General features: G+C 67.7%; 13 protein-coding genes. 4 read left to right on the forward strand and 9 right to left on the reverse strand.

The genetic code is table 11. The features are described 5' to 3' along the window. Positions 1 to 24 precede the first annotated feature (24 nt). Positions 25 to 645, forward strand: a complete 621-nt coding sequence (locus tag BM372_RS01300; protein ID WP_090950798.1) for a hypothetical protein — start codon at positions 25 to 27, stop codon at positions 643 to 645. On the opposite strand, the gene BM372_RS01305 is transcribed toward BM372_RS01300, so the two are convergent. The 3 genes from BM372_RS01305 to BM372_RS01315 all read right to left on the reverse strand — a co-directional run bounded on the left by BM372_RS01305 (position 632) and on the right by BM372_RS01315 (position 6430). Beyond that, positions 632 to 2482 carry an ABC transporter ATP-binding protein gene (locus BM372_RS01305; protein ID WP_090950801.1) on the reverse strand — a complete coding sequence of 617 codons (1851 nt, stop codon included), beginning with the start codon at positions 2480 to 2482 and terminating at the stop codon, positions 632 to 634. The two genes, BM372_RS01300 and BM372_RS01305, sit on opposite strands and share 14 nt — an antisense overlap. 148 nt (positions 2483 to 2630) lie before the next feature. Continuing rightward, on the reverse strand, positions 2631 to 4142 hold the full coding sequence (guaB, locus tag BM372_RS01310; RefSeq protein ID WP_090950803.1) for an IMP dehydrogenase: 1512 nt from the start codon (positions 4140 to 4142) through the stop codon (positions 2631 to 2633). Between the two features lie 203 nt (positions 4143 to 4345). After that, positions 4346 to 6430, reverse strand: a complete 2085-nt coding sequence (locus tag BM372_RS01315) for an acyltransferase family protein (RefSeq protein ID WP_090950806.1) — start codon at positions 6428 to 6430, stop codon at positions 4346 to 4348. 172 nt (positions 6431 to 6602) lie between these two features. Here BM372_RS01315 and BM372_RS01320 point away from each other — a divergent pair, with 172 nt between their 5' ends. Then, positions 6603 to 7571 carry a DUF389 domain-containing protein gene (locus BM372_RS01320; RefSeq protein ID WP_177235844.1) on the forward strand — a complete coding sequence of 323 codons (969 nt, stop codon included), beginning with the start codon at positions 6603 to 6605 and terminating at the stop codon, positions 7569 to 7571. A 137-nt stretch (positions 7572 to 7708) separates the two neighbouring features. On the opposite strand, the gene groL is transcribed toward BM372_RS01320, so the two are convergent. The 3 genes from groL to BM372_RS01335 form a co-directional block, all read right to left on the reverse strand. Beyond that, a complete protein-coding gene (gene groL / locus BM372_RS01325; RefSeq protein WP_090950808.1) occupies positions 7709 to 9319 on the reverse strand; it encodes a chaperonin GroEL in 1611 nt (536 codons plus the stop codon). Positions 9320 to 9398: 79 nt separating this feature from the next. After that, positions 9399 to 9695 (reverse strand): co-chaperone GroES, encoded by a 297-nt coding sequence (gene groES / locus BM372_RS01330; protein WP_090950809.1) that lies wholly within the window; start codon positions 9693 to 9695, stop codon positions 9399 to 9401. 920 nt (positions 9696 to 10615) lie between these two features. After that, complete coding sequence (locus BM372_RS01335) at positions 10616 to 11047, reverse strand: DUF2029 domain-containing protein (RefSeq protein WP_177235845.1); 432 nt, start codon at positions 11045 to 11047, stop codon at positions 10616 to 10618. A gap of 64 nt (positions 11048 to 11111) precedes the next feature. Here BM372_RS01335 and BM372_RS01340 point away from each other — a divergent pair, with 64 nt between their 5' ends. After that, positions 11112 to 12353: a class I SAM-dependent methyltransferase gene (locus BM372_RS01340; protein ID WP_090950813.1), complete on the forward strand. Its 1242-nt coding sequence runs from the start codon at positions 11112 to 11114 to the stop codon at positions 12351 to 12353. Positions 12354 to 12366: 13 nt separating this feature from the next. Here BM372_RS01340 and BM372_RS01345 read toward each other — a convergent pair whose 3' ends face one another. Further along, positions 12367 to 13191 carry a shikimate 5-dehydrogenase gene (locus BM372_RS01345; RefSeq protein ID WP_256213980.1) on the reverse strand — a complete coding sequence of 275 codons (825 nt, stop codon included), beginning with the start codon at positions 13189 to 13191 and terminating at the stop codon, positions 12367 to 12369. Between the two features lie 315 nt (positions 13192 to 13506). Here BM372_RS01345 and BM372_RS01350 point away from each other — a divergent pair, with 315 nt between their 5' ends. Continuing rightward, complete coding sequence (locus BM372_RS01350; protein ID WP_090950816.1) at positions 13507 to 14658, forward strand: glutamate--cysteine ligase; 1152 nt, start codon at positions 13507 to 13509, stop codon at positions 14656 to 14658. A 52-nt stretch (positions 14659 to 14710) separates the two neighbouring features. Here the strand turns inward: BM372_RS01350 and tsaD are convergent, their stop codons facing one another. After that, positions 14711 to 15829 carry a tRNA (adenosine(37)-N6)-threonylcarbamoyltransferase complex transferase subunit TsaD gene (gene tsaD / locus BM372_RS01355; protein WP_090950819.1) on the reverse strand — a complete coding sequence of 373 codons (1119 nt, stop codon included), beginning with the start codon at positions 15827 to 15829 and terminating at the stop codon, positions 14711 to 14713. Then, on the reverse strand, positions 15826 to 16293 hold the full coding sequence (rimI, locus tag BM372_RS01360; protein WP_090952841.1) for a ribosomal protein S18-alanine N-acetyltransferase: 468 nt from the start codon (positions 16291 to 16293) through the stop codon (positions 15826 to 15828). The genes tsaD and rimI overlap by 4 nt, the downstream gene beginning before the upstream one ends. Positions 16294 to 16342: the final 49 nt, after the last annotated feature.

Here is a 16342-nt window from a genome sequence, read left to right on the forward strand (position 1 = left end):
CGCAAGGCGACGTAAGGTGGCCGCATGGGCATGCGGTGGATCTTCGACGGCCACATCGCCGGCATCGGCACGGCGTCGGGCCTGCGTGCCGTGGTGGGGCTGTGGCAGGAGTCCCCGTTCGGGCCATTCGCCGATGTCATGGTGGAACTGCCCTCGGGGCGGCGCATCCTGCTGGCTCCGACGGCCGAGGTGGAGGGCTTCATTGCCGCGGTCTACAACTTTGATGAGACGCACGTCGTGGCCGTTGCCGCCCGCGACGCCGGCGGAGCGCTGACGGTGGAGGCCGGGAACCTGCGGCTCCGGGCTGCCCTCGGTGCCCGGACGGCACTCGGCGCGGCAGCGCGCCTCATCCCCCGGCCCCTGGCGGTGCACCCGACGTGGCTCCGCGCCGTGAGCCCGGTCGCGGGCCTCCTCAGCCCGGGGATCCGCACCGCCGGCACCGCCGGGGGCGGACGGCGGGAATACTACGGCGTCACTGATCTCCACCGCATCGATGCCGCCACGGTCAGCTGGGACGGGGTCGACGCCGGTCCGCTGGCAGCGGTCCGGCCCGCCGTCGGGTTCGGCTTCAGCAGCGTCCCGCCACAACCCGGAATCGTTCGCGTTCGCACCACCGTGGAAGGCGATCCCGTCACTCCCCGCTGATCTCCTCCGCCTCCGGAACGCTCAGCTGGGATTCGAACATCCGGAAATAGCGGCCCCGCAGCGCCACCAGTTCCCGGTGGGTGCCTTGTTCCACGATCCGGCCGTCCTCCAGCATGTAGACGACGTCGGCCTTTTCGATCGTGGCAAGGCGGTGGCTGATGGCGATGATGGTGCTGCTGCGGTCGGCGAAAAGCCGCGTGAAGATCCGGTGCTCGGCCAGCGCGTCGATGGCCGACGTCGGCTCGTCCATCACCATGAACGACGCGCTGCGGTAGAAGTTCCGTGCCATCGCCAGCCGCTGCCACTGCCCGCCGGAGAGGCCCGATCCCTTCCGGCCCCGTGGGTCTTCCATCCAGTTGCTGACGTGGTTGTCCAGGCCGTTGGGCAGTTTGTTGATGAATTCGAGGGCCTCGGCGTCCGCCGCGGCCCGCCGGATCCGCCCGTCGTCGCGGGCTGAGTCGACGTCGCCGAAAAAGATGTTCTCCGCCGCCGTGGCGAACTCATATTTGAGGAATTCCTGGCTGAGGACGGCCAGGTGCCGGTGCCAGCTGGTCACGTCGACGGCGGCGAGGTCGACGCCGTCGAGCATCACCTGCCCCGAGTCGGGCCGGTAAAGGCCGGCCAGGATGCGGATGAGGGTGGACTTTCCGGCGCCGTTCTCCCCCACGATCGCGATGTGCTGGCCCTGCCGGATGGTCAGGGAGATGCCGCGAATGACCTCCAGGTCGCTGCCGGTGTAGGTAAAGCGGATGTCCCGCAGTTCCACGGTCTTCGGCGCCTGCAATAGGGGCGGGGCGTGGCCGGCGTTCACGGGCAGTGCCATGAACAGCTCGTAGTCCTTGAGGTTGGCCAGGTCCTCGTCGATCGAGCTGAGCGAGGACACGAGGCTGTTGGCCGTGGACAGCGCCCGGCTGACGATCTGCTGGACGTAGAGGAACTGCCCCACCGGCTGCGCCCTGGCGATGATCTGGCCGACAACCCAGATCAGGGACACTACTTCGGCGCCGTACTGCAAGGCATCGGCCGCGAGTTGTTTGGGGATGTAGCGTTTCTGGAAGTCCAGCCGGCGCTTTTCGTCGGCGTCCCGGAGCCGGGAGCGCAGCCCCATCAGGTACCCGACGATCCCGTAGAGCCGCATCTCGGCAATATGCTGCGGGCGCAGGAGGTTGGTTTCGATCATCCTCCGCTGCCGCCGCGAATCGACCTGCGTATTCCAGTGCGCGATTTGTTCGCGCGAGAGCTTGAACTGCAGGTAGACGCTGGGGACGATCGCGACCAGGACGATCGCGGCGATCCACCAGCTGACCAGCAGCAGCGCGCCGATGGCCAGGATCACGGACACGAGCTGGGTGAAGATCGCCGCGATCCGGTCCAGGACCCGGGAGTAGGAATCGGAGAAGCGCTTGGCGCGGTCGTAGAGGTCAACCGTCTCCTTGTCGTCGTAGCGCCAGAAGTCCAGGCTCAGGAAGCGCTCGTACATCAGATCGCCGACGATCGCGCCGACCCGGAAGCTCATGAGCTGCTGGATGTAGCGGTCCACGCTGCTGAACGATCCCCAAAAGAGCCCGAGCACCGCGGTGATGATGACGTAGACGATGGCCTGTCTGCCCGCCTCGGCGTTGCCGGCGTAGGCGGCGGCAAGCGCCGTGGTGGTCAGGGCGGCAAAGTAGGTGGTGACGAGCGGCAGCAGTGCCGAGATCAGCGAGCCAAGGACCTTCATGATGACGGCCGCGGGTGAGGCCCGGAAGCTTACGCGCAGCACCTGCGCCACGGCGCGGGCGTAGGGCTTCAGCGCGAGCTTGCGTTTCGGCTCGCGCGCGGGCACAAGTTCAGACATGACTCCAGCCTAGTTGCGGGGCCCGGAACCGGTGTGAGGGGGCGCCGCGAACCGTGGGGCGCCCTGTTGGGGAGAAAACGGTGAGGCAGAAACGCATGAGCCCGCCGAACTGGCGTTCGGCGGGCTCATGCGTTTTGGCGGAAGAATGCTAGCGCGAACCGTAGTTCGGCGCTTCCACCGTCATCTGGATGTCGTGCGGGTGGGACTCCTTGAGTCCCGCCGCGGTGATGCGCACGAACTTGCCGCGGGCCTTCAGCTCGGCGACGGTCGGGGCGCCGGTGTAGAACATGGTCTGGCGGAGGCCGCCGACCAGCTGGTACGCCACAGAGGACAACGGGCCGCGGTAGGCGACGCGGCCTTCGATGCCTTCCGGGATGAGCTTGTCATCGCCGGAGACGTCGGCCTGGAAATAGCGGTCCTTGGAGTAAGAGGTGTTCTTGCCGCGGGTCTGCATGGCCCCGAGGGAGCCCATGCCGCGGTAGCTCTTGAACTGCTTGCCGTTGACGAAGATCAGCTCGCCCGGCGATTCGTCGCAGCCGGCCAGAAGGGAACCGAGCATCACGGTGTCGGCACCCGCCACGAGCGCCTTGCCGATGTCGCCCGAGTACTGCAGGCCGCCGTCGGCGATCAGCGGGACGCCGGCCGGGATGGCCGCCTTCGCCGACTCGTAGATGGCGGTGATCTGCGGGACGCCGACGCCGGCGACGACGCGGGTGGTGCAGATGGAGCCGGGACCGACGCCGACCTTGATGCCGTCCGCGCCGGCGTCGATCAGCGCCTGGGCACCTTCGCGGGTGGCGGCCTGGCCGCCGATGATGTCAACGTGCGCCGCGGCAGGCTCGGCCTTGAGCCGGCTGATCATTTCCAGCACGCCCTGGGAGTGCCCGTTCGCGGTGTCCACGAAGAGTGCGTCCACGCCGGCGTCGATGAGCGTCATGGCGCGCTCCCAGCCGTCGCCGAAGAAGCCGATGGCCGCGCCGACGCGCAGGCGGCCTTCTTCGTCCTTGGTGGCGAGCGGATACTGCTCGGCCTTGGTGAAGTCCTTGGTGGTGATCAGGCCCTTGAGCCGGCCCTGCTCGTCAACAAGCGGGAGCTTCTCGATCTTGTTCGTGGCCAGCTTGTGCGAGGCTTCCTCGCGGCTGATGCCGACGTGTCCGGTAACGAGCGGCATCTTGGTCATGACGTCGCTGACCAGCCGGAGCGGGAAGTCCGATTCCGGCACGAAGCGGGTGTCGCGGTTGGTGACGATGCCCAGCAGCCTGTTGCCCTCGTCCACGACCGGCAGCCCGGAGACGCGGTAGCGTGCGCAGATGCCGTCCAGTTCGGCCAGCGTGGCCTGGGGGCCGATGGTCAGGGGGTTGGTGATCATGCCGGATTCGCTGCGCTTGACCCGGTCCACCTGGTCGGCCTGGTCCTCGATGGAGAGATTGCGGTGCACGACGCCGAGGCCGCCCTGGCGCGCCATGGCAATCGCCATCCGGGACTCCGTGACGGTGTCCATGGCCGCGGACAGCAGCGGGGTCTGGACCGTGATGCGCTTGGAAATCCGGGAGGACGTGTCCGCTTCCGAGGGAATCACGTTGGTGTGGCCGGGCAGGAGCAGGACGTCGTCGTACGTCAGGCCGATGAAGCCAAAGGGATTGTGTTCGGGCTGGGTCATGAGTGCGCCTCTTACCTTGGGTTACGGGGTTCACGGGTAGGGGTTGCAGCTGATGACCAGCCCGTCATTACGGGTCTGGCCTGTGCAGAAGGTGGTGCAGACGTGTTGAATAAATAGTAGAACCTCGGCGGCGATAGCCATATTCCGGGGAGGCAACCTGCGCGCGAATGTGAGCCATCCCATGCGCGCGACGGGACCCCGGCCTATCTCCAGCCGGTGGTGGCGAGCAGCCGCTTTTCGAACATGGGGACCATCGTCTGCACGTACGTCTTGGTCAGGTGGTTGTCGTCCTTGTAGACGTACACGTTGCCGACCACGGCCGGGCAGGTTCCGCCGGCGCAGATGAAATCGCTCATGTCCATGAGGTGGAGCCCGGGCACCTTGCCGCGGTAGGCGTCCAGCGGAGAGGATCCCGCGAGCGACTCCTGTTTCGGCACGTTGCACTCGGCTGCGCCGGCCCCGTTCTTCTGGACGCACTCCGGCATGTTGATGTTGAAGCGCGGGTTGTCCCGGATGCCCACCACGTCCATGCCGGCGTCGGTGAAGGGTCTAATGCCCTCCAGGTACTGCGGCACCTCGGTCTCATACGGGGCATCCTTGTGGGTCAGGGACGCGACCGTGAAGACGGCGTCGGGCCGGTGGTCCAGGACGTACCGGGAGCTGGCCGCGTTGAACGCGTTGCAGTCCGCGTCCCGCTCCGGGGACTGCCCGCCGAAGCGGCAGTTGCCCTTCAGGAGCGTGACAACTTCCCAGCCATGGCTCTTCGCGATGGGGCCGAGCGCCGCCATGTACTGCTGGGCGTGCGAGTCGCCGAGCACCACGATCCGCTTGGTGACTTTCTCCGGCTTGTTGTTCTGCAGGCAGCCCTGCAGCAGCGGGTCGGCGGGGACATTCTCGTCCGTGCACAGCCCGTCAATATCGGCCCACTCGTTCTTCATCGCCGCCGGCGCGGGGATGATTTTGGCCTCAGGGGTGGGTTTTCCCGCGTTTTCCGGCGCCAGGGCGGCCGCACCGGGGGTCAGTTCCTTCGGCTGGGACGCAGCCGCCGCCTCCTCGGCGGTGAGCTGGCCCTGCCAGAGGGTGACGGGACCGGCTAGCACGGCACCGCAGGTGGCAATCACGACGGCGGTGCGCCAGGCGCGGCGTTTGGGCCAGTGCCACCCGCGCAACGGCATCTCCACGTAGCGTGTGGTGAGCACCGCCAAAGCGACGGACGCGGCGACGATGCACAGGCCCTGGACAAGGTTCGGCGCCGTGATGCCCGCCCCGGCGAGGGCCAGGACCAGCAGGGGCCAGTGCCAGAGGTAGAGCGCATACGAGTTGTCCCCCAGCGCCACCAGGGGTTTCCAGGTCAGGAGGCGGTCGACGCCGAACCGGCTGCCGCTTTGCCCGGCGCTGATGATAGCGGCGGCGGCCAGCGTGGGCCACAGCGCAATGAAGCCGGGGAATGACCGGTCCACGGTCAGCAGGAGCCCGCAGGAGAGCATGGCCGCCAGCCCGGCCCAGCCCAGCACGACCCGCGCCAACTTGCCGGGCTTCACGTAGGGCAGGGCGAGGGCCAGGAGCGAGCCGAGGGCGAATTCCCAGAGCCGGGCCCCGGTATCGAAGTAGGCGTGGGCCTGGTTGGTGGCGGTCTGCCCGATCGAGTAGGTGAGCGACACGGCGAAGATGGCGCCGAAGGCCACGGTCAGCAGCGGCCGGCAGCGGAACAGCGCGCGGTCCTCGCCGGTCCAGCGGCGGAGCAGCCGGGAAAGAAGCGCGGTGCCGGCAAAGACAAGCGGCCAGAGCACGAACACCTGGCCCTGGATCGACAGCGACCAGAAGTGCTGCAGCGGGCTCGCGCCGGCATGATCCTGGGCGTAGTAGTCCACTGCGTTGTCCGCCAGGAGCCAGTTCTGCCGGTACAGCAGCGACGCCCAGGCCTGGTCGAGGATGTCCGGCCACCGGCTTTGCGGCAGGATCGCCCAGGTGCCGGCGAGGACGCCGAGTACCACCACGACGACGGCGGGCAGCAGGCGCTTGAGCAGGTGCAGCCAGTGGCTCAGCAACCGCAGCGGCGTGCCGCTTTCGATCTTCCGCGTGAAGCTGAGCGTCATCAGGAAAGCCGAAATGAGAAGGAAGACGTCCACGCCGCCGGAGACCCGCCCCAGCCACACATGGTAGGTGACCACCATCAGCACGGCGAAGGCCCGCAGGCCTTGAACTTCGGGGCGGTAGTTGGCCTTTCGGTTCGCCGGTGAACCTGCGTCCGCACTAGGCAAAGTGGCTGCGGTTCGCTCGTTCGACACAAAAACCCTTCCGGACAGCTTGCAAAAACATCAATGTTATCGAAACGTAATTTCCTTGACCAATCGACGCTACCCCGGGCCGGGCAGCCGCGCGCGTCGCCCACGGCGCCGCCTCGGGCCACCGGCCGGCGGCTCGGAGGCTAGGCTGATAGGAGTCTGAGGAGGCCGCGAAGTGATCGTTCAGCTGCGCATTTGTATCCCGGGTGATTTGTCCGGTGTTGTGGTCGAAAACTGTGCCGGCCAGGTCGGCGTCGCGGAAGTGACCCTGGACAAGGGCGCATCCGTCATGCCGCCCGGGGACGTTGTTCAGGTCCTGCTCGCCCGCGAATCCGTGGAAGGACTCGTGGAGAAGCTCCACGCCCTCGATGTCCAGAAGCGCGGATCAATAGCAGTCATCACGCCGGACCTGGTGCTCTCGGACCGGGCCGACCGGGCAGAGGCCGAGGCCCCCGGGGAGGGCGCGGACGCCGTGATCTGGGACGAGGTGTTACGGCAGAGCGGCGAAGATTCCCGCCTGACCTGGAGCTACCTGACGTTCCTGGTCCTGGCCACCCAGTTGGCGGCCATCGGTATTGTCACGGACTCCACGATCGCCATCGTCGGCGCCATGGCCGTCGGCCCCGAGTTCGGGCCGCTGGCCGCACTGGCCGTGGCCCTCGTCCAGCGCCAGCGTCGGCTCGGACGCGACGCAGCGCTGGCCCTCGGCGTCGGCTTTCCCGTCGCGATGCTGGCAGCTGCCCTTGGCGCCTGGCTGTCCGTACCCCTCGGGCTGTTTCCCCCGGACGTGCTGGACCGCGGTTCGGCGGTCGAGTTCATCTACCATCCGGGCCCCTACTCGCTGATCGTCGCCGTTCTGGCCGGAACGGCCGGGATGTTGTCGGTCATCAGCCGGCGCTCGGCCGCACTGATCGGCGTGTTCATCTCCGTCACCACGGTGCCGGCAGCGGGGTTTGTGGCCGTGGCGCTGGTCCTGGGCGAATATCAAAAAGCCGCAGGCTCGGCCCTGCAGCTGTTCCTGAACCTGGTGGGAATCGTCGTGGCCGCCGTCGGGGTGCTGTTGTTCTACCGGCTGGTGACCAAGCGGCTGCCGTCGGATGCCGCGCGTCGGCTGCGGCGCAAAGCAGCTCGCATCCAGGGCTGACGGGTGCCGCCGGGGTTCCTCGCCCGGGCCGTCCGGCGTCGGCCGGGAGAGCCGGGCCGTCCGGCGGCTTGCCGGGAGAATCTGGGCAGAAATAAGGGCGGCCCGGCAAGTTGCCGGGCCGCCCACACGGGCCGACCTTAGTGCTGGTGGCCTGCGTGCTCGTCTTCGTCGGCCGGCTTCTCGACCACGAGGGTTTCCGTGGTGAGGACCAGCGCAGCGATGGAGGCCGCGTTGCGCAGGGCAGCACGCGTCACCTTGACGGGATCGATCACGCCGGCGGCGATCAGGTCTTCGTAGTCGCCGGACTTGGCGTTGAAGCCTTGGTTGACGGCGGACTCGGCGACCTTGGAAACCACCACGTAGCCGTCGAAACCGGCGTTCTGGGCGATCCAGCGCAGCGGCTGGGTCAGGGCCCGGCGTACGATGCCGACGGCGGCAGCCGCGTCACCTTCGAGCGCCTGGACAGCCGCGTCCTCGTCCAGCGCCTTCAGCGCGTGAATGAGGGCCGAGCCGCCGCCGGCGACGATGCCTTCTTCAAGGGCAGCGCGGGTCGAGGACACGGCGTCCTCGATGCGGTGCTTCTTTTCCTTCAGCTCAACCTCGGTGGCAGCACCGACCTTGATGACGCCGATGCCGCCGGCCAGTTTGGCCAGGCGTTCCTGCAGCTTTTCCTTGTCCCAGTCGGAGTCCGTGCGGGTCAGCTCGGCGCGCAGCTGGGCAACGCGGGCGGCGACGTCCTCGGCCGAACCGGCGCCGTCGACGATCGTGGTGTTGTCCTTGGTGACCGTGATGCGGCGCGCGGTGCCGAGCACCTCAAGTCCGACGGTGTCCAGGCTCAGGCCCAGCTCCGGGGAGACAACCTGTGCGCCCGTGAGGGTAGCGATGTCCTGGAGCATGGCCTTGCGGCGGTCGCCGAAGCCCGGTGCCTTGACGGCCACGACGTTCAGCGTGCCGCGGATGCGGTTGACGATCAGCGTGGACAGGGCCTCGCCCTCGACGTCCTCGGCAATGATGAAGAGCGGCTTGGAGCTCTGCAGCGCCTTTTCCAGCAGCGGCAGGAATTCCTGAACGGAGGAGATCTTGCCCTGGTTGATCAGGATCAGGGCGTCCTCGAGGACAGCTTCCTGGCGTTCTGCATCGGTGACGAAGTACGGGGACAGGTAGCCCTTGTCGAACTGCATGCCCTCGGTGAGGACCAGTTCGGTCTGGGTGGTGGAGGATTCCTCGATGGTGATCACACCATCCTTGCCGACCTTGCCGAAGGCCTCGGCCAGGAGCTCGCCGACCTCGTCGCTCTGCGCGGAGATGGCGGCCACGTTGGCAACCTGGGTACCTTCGACCGGGCGTGCGTTCTCCAGCAGGCGGGCAGCGACGGCCTCGACCGAAACCTCGATGCCGCGCTTGATCTCGCCCGGCGCGGCGCCTGCCGCAACGTTGCGCAGGCCTTCCTTGACCAGGGCCTGGGCCAGGACGGTGGCGGTGGTGGTGCCGTCACCGGCAACATCGTTGGTCTTGGTGGCGACCTCCTTGGCAAGCTGCGCGCCAAGGTTCTCGTACGGGTCGTCCAGTTCGACTTCACGGGCGATGGTCACGCCGTCGTTGGTGATCGTGGGGGCGCCCCACTTCTTGTCCAGCACGACGTTGCGGCCGCGCGGGCCCAGCGTCACTTTGACCGTGTTGGCGAGCTTATCGATGCCGGCTTCGAGCGACCGGCGGGCAGCGTCGTTAAACGCAAGCTGCTTTGCCATGGTTTTGTCCTTTCAAGACAGAACCCCGCGCAACTGATCCGTTCATGGCGAAGGATCGGCTGCGCGGGGTCCAAGAGAGTTACTTTACGACGATCGCCAGAACGTCGCGGGCGGAGAGCACCAGGTACTCGGCGCCGCCGGTCTTGACTTCGGTTCCACCGTACTTGGAGTAGATAACGACGTCGCCAACGGCAACGTCAACGGGAACGCGGTTGCCGTTGTCATCGAAGCGGCCGGGGCCGATTGCAACAACTTCGCCTTCCTGCGGCTTCTCCTGCGCGGAGTCCGGGATAACCAGGCCGGAAGCCGTGGTCTGCTCGGCTTCGAGCGGGCGGACAACAATACGATCCTCAAGAGGCTTAATAGAGACCGACACTCGGACCTCTCCTTTTCGTCAGCAAATTCGTGGACTATGAAGCGGTGATGCCATGGCGTACAGACCGTCGTCGCGGTGCCGGCAGCATGCCTGGCGGAAGGTGCTTCATGTGTTAGCACCCTCCTAGGGAGAGTGCTAACGATGACTCTATGTAACCGGTTAGCACTCGGTCAAGGCGAGTGCCAGAAATTCATTCCAGGTGAACAGGCCCGGGCCCAAAACCGGGGGGACATGTCCAGTCCTGACAGCGGGCATCGGACATATGAGTGCCATGCCCTTTCCTGACCGCGACCGCTGGACATGTCCCGTGGAGCGAGCGCACATGTCCAGGCTTGGCGGGAACCGCTGGACATGTTCCGTGGAGCGGGAGCACATGTCCAGGCCCGGCGCGCAGCACGGGACATGTTCCGACTTCACCGCGGGAATTCGACATACCCAACCCGTCTGCAGGCTTCGCACGGACGCAAAGGGACATGTCCGGGATTGGCTTGGAAGACTTGACATGTTCCGTCTTCACCCTGGGCGTCCGACATATCCGAACCGGTTCCAGGCGTGGCACGGACCCGAAGGGACATGTCCAGTCCTGACCGCGGGCATTGGACAAATCCGAATCGGCTCCAGGCTTGGCACGGACACAAAGGGACATGTCCAGTCCTGACCGCGGGCGATGGACATATGAGTGTTATGTCCAGGCGTGGCGCTGTGCCCCGGACATGCCCCGTGGAGCGCGCGCACATGTCCGGTCTTGACGCTCACCTCTGGACACGCCCACGGTTGGCGCGGACCACTGGACATGTCCCGTGGTGCGTGGGCACATGTCCACTCTTGACGCGCATCTCGGGACATGTCCGGTGGGGCATGATGGCACGCCCAGGCTTGGCGCGGACCAGTGGACATGTCCGGTGGGGCGGAGCGTGCGGCTACTCGCCGGTGAGGTCTTCGAAGTCCACGTCCTCGCCGCCCTCGTCCCGGCGCCCGTCCTCGTCGTTCCGGTGCCGGTACAGCAGCCATCCGCCGGCGGCGGCCAGCAGGACGCCAAGGATCAGGAAGATGAGCCCGCCGAGCCGGGCGGTGGTGTAGGTCTCGCGGATGGACCGCGCCTCGTCGGTGGCGTCCTGGACGCTCTTGCCGCCGACGGAATACACGGTGGCATTGAACGAGTCCAGGAAGAAAATGATAACCAGCAGCGCGATGCTCACAACGGCGATCACGGCCCCTGCGATCAGCGCCGGCCGGGCGTAGCGGGCCAACCCCTGCGGGCTGCGGCGCTCCTGCCCGGCGTCCTCCCGGCCGGAGTCCTCTCGCCCGGCGTCGTTCTCTGACGTGCTGTCGCCTGTACCGCTGTCATCCATGCCGTCAAGCCTAGCCTCCGTGCACCGGTCAGCCCGCCCCCGGCCCTGAACTACGCTGGATGGCATGACTGACGCACCGCAGGAACACATCGCCCCGATCCTCACCCCCGAGGGCTGGGAGCTGCTGGCGTCGCTGGGCCCTTACCGCGAGGACGACGCCTTCCGCCTCACCGCGGAGCTGCGCAAGGCCGGCCACTCCCCCGAACTGGTTTCGGCGGTGCTCACCCAGTCCCGGCTGCGGACCAAGGCCGAGGCCAAGTTCGGCGAGTTCGCCCGGCAGATGATTTTCACTCAAGCCGGCCTGGAGCAGGCCACCCGGCTCACCGTGGCGGCCCGGCACGCGCAGCGGTTCGTGGAGGCAGGGGTCGGCCATGTCGCGGATCTTGGCTGCGGGCTGGGCGCGGATGCGATGGCCCTGGCGTCCATGGACCTGGTGGTCACGGCCGTGGAAATGGATGAGACCACGGCCGCCTGCGCCACGATGAACCTGATCCCGTTCCGCAACGCCAGCGTGGTCCATTCAGATGCCACGTCGGTGTCGCTCGAGGGTGTCGACGGCGTCTGGCTCGACCCGGCCCGGCGCACCACCTCGACGTCGGGAACCAAGCGGATCTGGGATCCGGAGGACTTCTCCCCGCCGCTGTCCTTCGTGGAGTCGCTGGCCGGCTCGGGGCGCGCCGTCGGCGTGAAGATGGGGCCGGGCATGCCGCACGATTCCGTGCCGGCCGGCTGCGAGGCGCAGTGGGTGTCCGTGGCCGGGGACGTGACCGAGGTGGCCCTGTGGTTCAACGCGGTGCGGCGGCCCGGGGTGCGGCGCGCGGCCCTCGTACTCGGAGCCCTTGGGGCGGCCGAGCTCACCAGCGGCGAGGACTTCGACGGCGGCCCGGCGGCACCCCTGGGACCGGTGGAGGGGTACCTGTACGAGCCAGACGGAGCAGTCATCCGCGCCGGGCTGGTGGCCGACGTGGCCCTCCAGCTCGGCGGGCACCTCGTGGACGAGCACATTGCCTACATCTGCGCGCCGGAGTTGCACAACACCCCCTTCGCCAAGGCCTACAAGGTCCTGGAGGTGATGCCGTTCAACGTCAAAGCGCTCAAGTCCTGGGTCAAGGACCAAGGAATCGGCGTGCTGGACATCAAGAAGCGCGGCATGGCCGTCACCCCGGAAGAGCTGCGCAAGCAGCTCCTGCCCGGCGGGAAGCCGGCCGGCGCGAAGGGCAAGAGCAAGAAATCAGCCACCCTGGTCCTCACCAGGATCGGCGAGGACCGGGTGGCCGTCTCGGTGGAACCCGTCGAGCTCCAGTGACGCGGGGACCCTCCTACTGCGCCCGCATGAACTCCTCGGCGGCCCGGACCTGGCCGTCGGTCGGCCGGATCCCCGTGTAGAGCACGAACTGTTCGAGGGCCTGGATGGTGGCCACCTCGGCGCCGGTGATCACGTTCTTGCCGGCCGCGCGGGCGGCCCTGATCAGCGGCGTCTCGGCCGGGAGGGCGACGACGTCGAACACCACCTTGGCGGCGTCGATGGCTTCCTGGGGGAAGGACAGCGCCTCGGCCTCCGGGCCGCCGGCCATGCCGACCGGCGTGACATTGATGATCATGTCGGCGGCGGGATTCGCAGAACCCAGTTCGGCGCTCCACGCGAACCCGTACAGATCGGCGAGGCCGCGGCCCGTGGCCTCGTTGCGGGCAACGACGGTCACGTCCTCGAAGCCGGCATCCCGCAGGGCGGCCACCGTCGCCTTCGCCATGCCGCCGGAGCCCAGGACCAGCACCGAGTAGTCGGTCGGGACGGCGTTGCGTTGCAGGAGCTGCTCGATCGCGGTGTAGTCGGTGTTGTAGGCGGTGAGCCGGCCGCCGTCGTTGACGATGGTGTTCACCGAATCGATGGCCTTCGCCGACGGGTCCATCACGTCCACCAGCGCGATCACGTCCTCCTTGTAGGGCATGGACACCGCGCAGCCGCGGATGCCGAGGCCGCGCACTCCGGCAATCGCCTGCGCGAGGTCGGTGGGGGCAAAGGCCTTGTAGATCCAGTTCAGGCCCAGCTGTTCGTACAGGTGGTTGTGGAAGCGGGTCCCGTTGTTGCTCGGCCGGGCCGAGAGCGAGATGCACAGGGTCATGTCTTTGTTCAGTATGGGCACAGGTCCATTAAACGCGAGGAGCACTCAGGCGCCCCGCAGCTCCGCCCAGTCCGTCCGGGATTGCGCGGCCATGACTCGGACCCGGGAGGTGCGGCGTGTGAAAACACTCACGCCTCAGCGGTAACTTTGGCACCGTTCGGCAGCTACCCCTGCACTAGACTTGGACCACCGTTGCCCTGCCAGCCGCCGGCCGGCGCCCCGGTGTGAGATGGCACCTGTCACCGCCGGCGGCAGGTCCAGAAGCACGCCCGGCGTGTGAACCAGCGCATCTGGCACCCACGACGGCCACGGACAGCAGAACAGTGAAGGGACCACATGAAGATCGAGTTCGCTTCATCCAGGCAGTCGACTCTTGGCGTGGAATGGGAACTGGCGCTCGTCGACGCCGAGACCGGCGAACTGGCCTCCGTGGCGAACGAGGTGCTCCGCGGAGTCGCCGCCCGGCACCCCGAACTCAATGAGGATGACGAGCATCCGCACATCAAGCAGGAACTGCTCCTGAACACCGTGGAACTCGTGACCGGCATCTGCACCACTGTGGCGGAGGCGAAGGCGGACCTGAGCAGTTCGCTCGCGGCGGTCCGCGACGTCACCGATCCCATGGGCGTGGAGGTTTTTTGCGCCGGGAGCCACCCCTTCAGCCCGCCCCAGCTGCAGCCGGTCACGGACAAGGAGCGCTACGCCAAGCTCATTGACCGGACCCAGTGGTGGGGCCGGCAGATGGTTATCTACGGCGTCCACGTTCACGTCGGACTCGACAACCGGGACAAGGTCCTTCCGGTGCTGGATGGCCTGGTCAATTACTTCCCGCACTTCCAGGCGCTGTCCGCGTCCAGCCCGTTCTGGGGCGGCGAAGACACCGGCTACGCCTCGCAGCGCGCCCTCATGTTCCAGCAGCTGCCCACCGCCGGCCTGCCGTTCCAGTTCGCCAACTGGGAGGACTACGAGTCCTACGTGCAGGACATGTTCACCACGGGCGTGATCGACACGCTCTCCGAGATCCGGTGGGACATCCGTCCCGTTCCGGCCCTCGGCACCATCGAGATGCGCATCTGCGATGGCCTGGCGACCCTCGAGGAAGTCGGAGCCATCGCCGCCCTGACCCAGTGCCTGGTCGACGAATTTTCCACCACCCTGGACAACGGCGGCACCATTGCGACCATGCCGCCCTGGCACGTCCAGGAAAACAAGTGGCGTGCGGCCCGGTACGGCCTGGACGCGATCATCATTCTCGACGCCGAAGGCAATGAGCAGCTCGTCACCGAGCACCTGCGCGAGACGCTGAAGCGGCTGGAACCCGTCGCGGCGAAGCTGGGCTGCAGCGCCGAGCTTGCCGACGTCGAGAAGATCATCCAGCGCGGCGCCGGCTGCCAGCGGCAGCGCCGGGTTGCCGCCGAGCACGGCGGGGACCTGCGCGCCGTCGTCCTGGACCTCGTCAAGCAGATGCGGCAGGGGCCGGAAGCTTAGTTCCGGAGCAGCACCCGAGCTCCGGGGCGCCAGGCCGGTTGGGCGCGTCGCCTCAGGCGGACACGGTGGTGACCGGCATCGAGGAATCGGGGGCGAACCCGATCCCGCTGGGCTCCACCCCGGCCATCACCAGTTGCGCCCCGAGGGCCGCCACCATGGCGCCGTTGTCAGTGCACAGCGACAGCGGCGGCACCGTCAGCCGGATCCCCGCGGCCGTGCAGCGCTGTTCGGTGAGCTGGCGCAGCCGCGAGTTCGCCGCGACGCCGCCGCCCAGGAGAACCTCCGTGATGCCGTTTTCGCGGCAGGCCAGCACCGCCTTGGCCGTGATCACATCCACCACGGCCTCCTGGAAGGCTGCGGCGATGTCGGCGACGGGAACGTCCTCGCCGCGGGCCTCGAACTGTTCCACGCAGCGGGCGACGGCGGTCTTGAGCCCGCTGAAGGACCAGTCATAGCGGTGCGGCCCGGGTTCCTCGGCCGTGCCCATGTACTTCGGCTGGGTCAGGCCGCGCGGGAAGCGGATGGCTTTGGCGTTGCCGGTGCGGGCGAGCTTGTCGATGGCCGGGCCGCCCGGATAGCCCAGGCCCAGGAGCCTGGCCACCTTGTCATACGCCTCACCGGCGGCGTCGTCGATCGTGGAGCCCAGCAGCTCGACGTCGTCGGTGATGCTGCGGATCCGCAAGATCTCGGTGTGACCGCCGGACACCAGGAGCGCGCCCATGTTCTCCGGCAGCGTTTCCGCTCCGGTCCCGGGGGGCGTCGCGCCGGACGGCGCCGCCGTGCCGGTGCCCGGCTGGAGGAGCCCGACGCCGACATGGGCGACCAGGTGGTTGATCGCGTAGAGCGGTTTGCCGGTGGCGACGGCGAGCGCCTTGGCCGCGCAGACCCCCACCATGAGGGCTCCGGCCAGGCCCGGGCCGGAGGTGACGGCGATCGCGTCAATGTCCGCGAGCGAAACGTCGGCCTCCGCGAGCGCCTCGTGCAGGGTAGGGACGAAGGCGTCCAGGTGCGCGCGGGAGGCGATCTCGGGAATGACCCCGCCGAAGCGGACGTGTTCGTCCATGGAGGAGGACACGGTGTCCGTCAGCAGGGCGGTGCCGCGGACAATGCCGACGCCGGTCTCGTCGCAGGAGGACTCGATGCCGAGCACGAGCGGCTGGGTGCGGTTCATGGTCGGCCTGCTTCCTTGGGCTGGGGGCTGAGCGGCTCGCGGGGCAGCTGGAGCCGCATGATCAGGGCGTCGACGCCGTCGCGGTAGTAGCGGGGCCGGATGTGGATCTGTTCGAAGCCGAAGCGCCGGTAGAGCTGCTGCGCCCGGGGGTTGTCCGCCCTGACTTCCAGCAGCACGTCCTGGGCGCCGCGGCGCCGGCTTTCCAGGATCAGCTCGGTCAGCAGGGCCGAACCGATGCCCTTGCCTTCCTGTTCGGGCACAACGGCGATGGTCTGGACATCCGAGATCGGCTCGATGCACATCAGGCCGGCATAACCGACGACGCCGCCGTGCAGCTCCGCCACAAGGTAGCGGCGGGTATCGGTCTGCGCGAGCTCGTCATGGAACATCTGCAGCGGCCACGCATCCACCGGGAACAGCCGGCGTTCCAACTCGTGGACGGCCGGGATGTCCGCGGCGTCCATGTCCCGCAGGGTGACGCCGCCGGGGAGCCGGTGCGGCGTGGCGTGCCCG

Source organism: Arthrobacter sp. ov118, assembly GCF_900116495.1.
Classification (GTDB): Bacteria; Actinomycetota; Actinomycetes; order Actinomycetales; family Micrococcaceae; genus Arthrobacter.

Coding starts and splice junctions, on each gene's coding strand:
- BM372_RS01300 (WP_090950798.1), top strand. CDS start 25: ATGGGCATGCGGTGGATCTTCGACGGCCACATCGCCGGCATCGGCACG.
- BM372_RS01305 (WP_090950801.1), bottom strand. CDS start 2,482: ATGTCTGAACTTGTGCCCGCGCGCGAGCCGAAACGCAAGCTCGCGCTG.
- guaB (WP_090950803.1), bottom strand. CDS start 4,142: ATGACCCAGCCCGAACACAATCCCTTTGGCTTCATCGGCCTGACGTAC.
- groL (WP_090950808.1), bottom strand. CDS start 9,319: ATGGCAAAGCAGCTTGCGTTTAACGACGCTGCCCGCCGGTCGCTCGAA.
- BM372_RS01335 (WP_177235845.1), bottom strand. CDS start 11,047: ATGGATGACAGCGGTACAGGCGACAGCACGTCAGAGAACGACGCCGGG.
- BM372_RS01340 (WP_090950813.1), top strand. CDS start 11,112: ATGACTGACGCACCGCAGGAACACATCGCCCCGATCCTCACCCCCGAG.
- BM372_RS01350 (WP_090950816.1), top strand. CDS start 13,507: ATGAAGATCGAGTTCGCTTCATCCAGGCAGTCGACTCTTGGCGTGGAA.
- tsaD (WP_090950819.1), bottom strand. CDS start 15,829: ATGAACCGCACCCAGCCGCTCGTGCTCGGCATCGAGTCCTCCTGCGAC.
- rimI (WP_090952841.1), bottom strand. CDS start 16,293: ATGGACGCCGCGGACATCCCGGCCGTCCACGAGTTGGAACGCCGGCTG.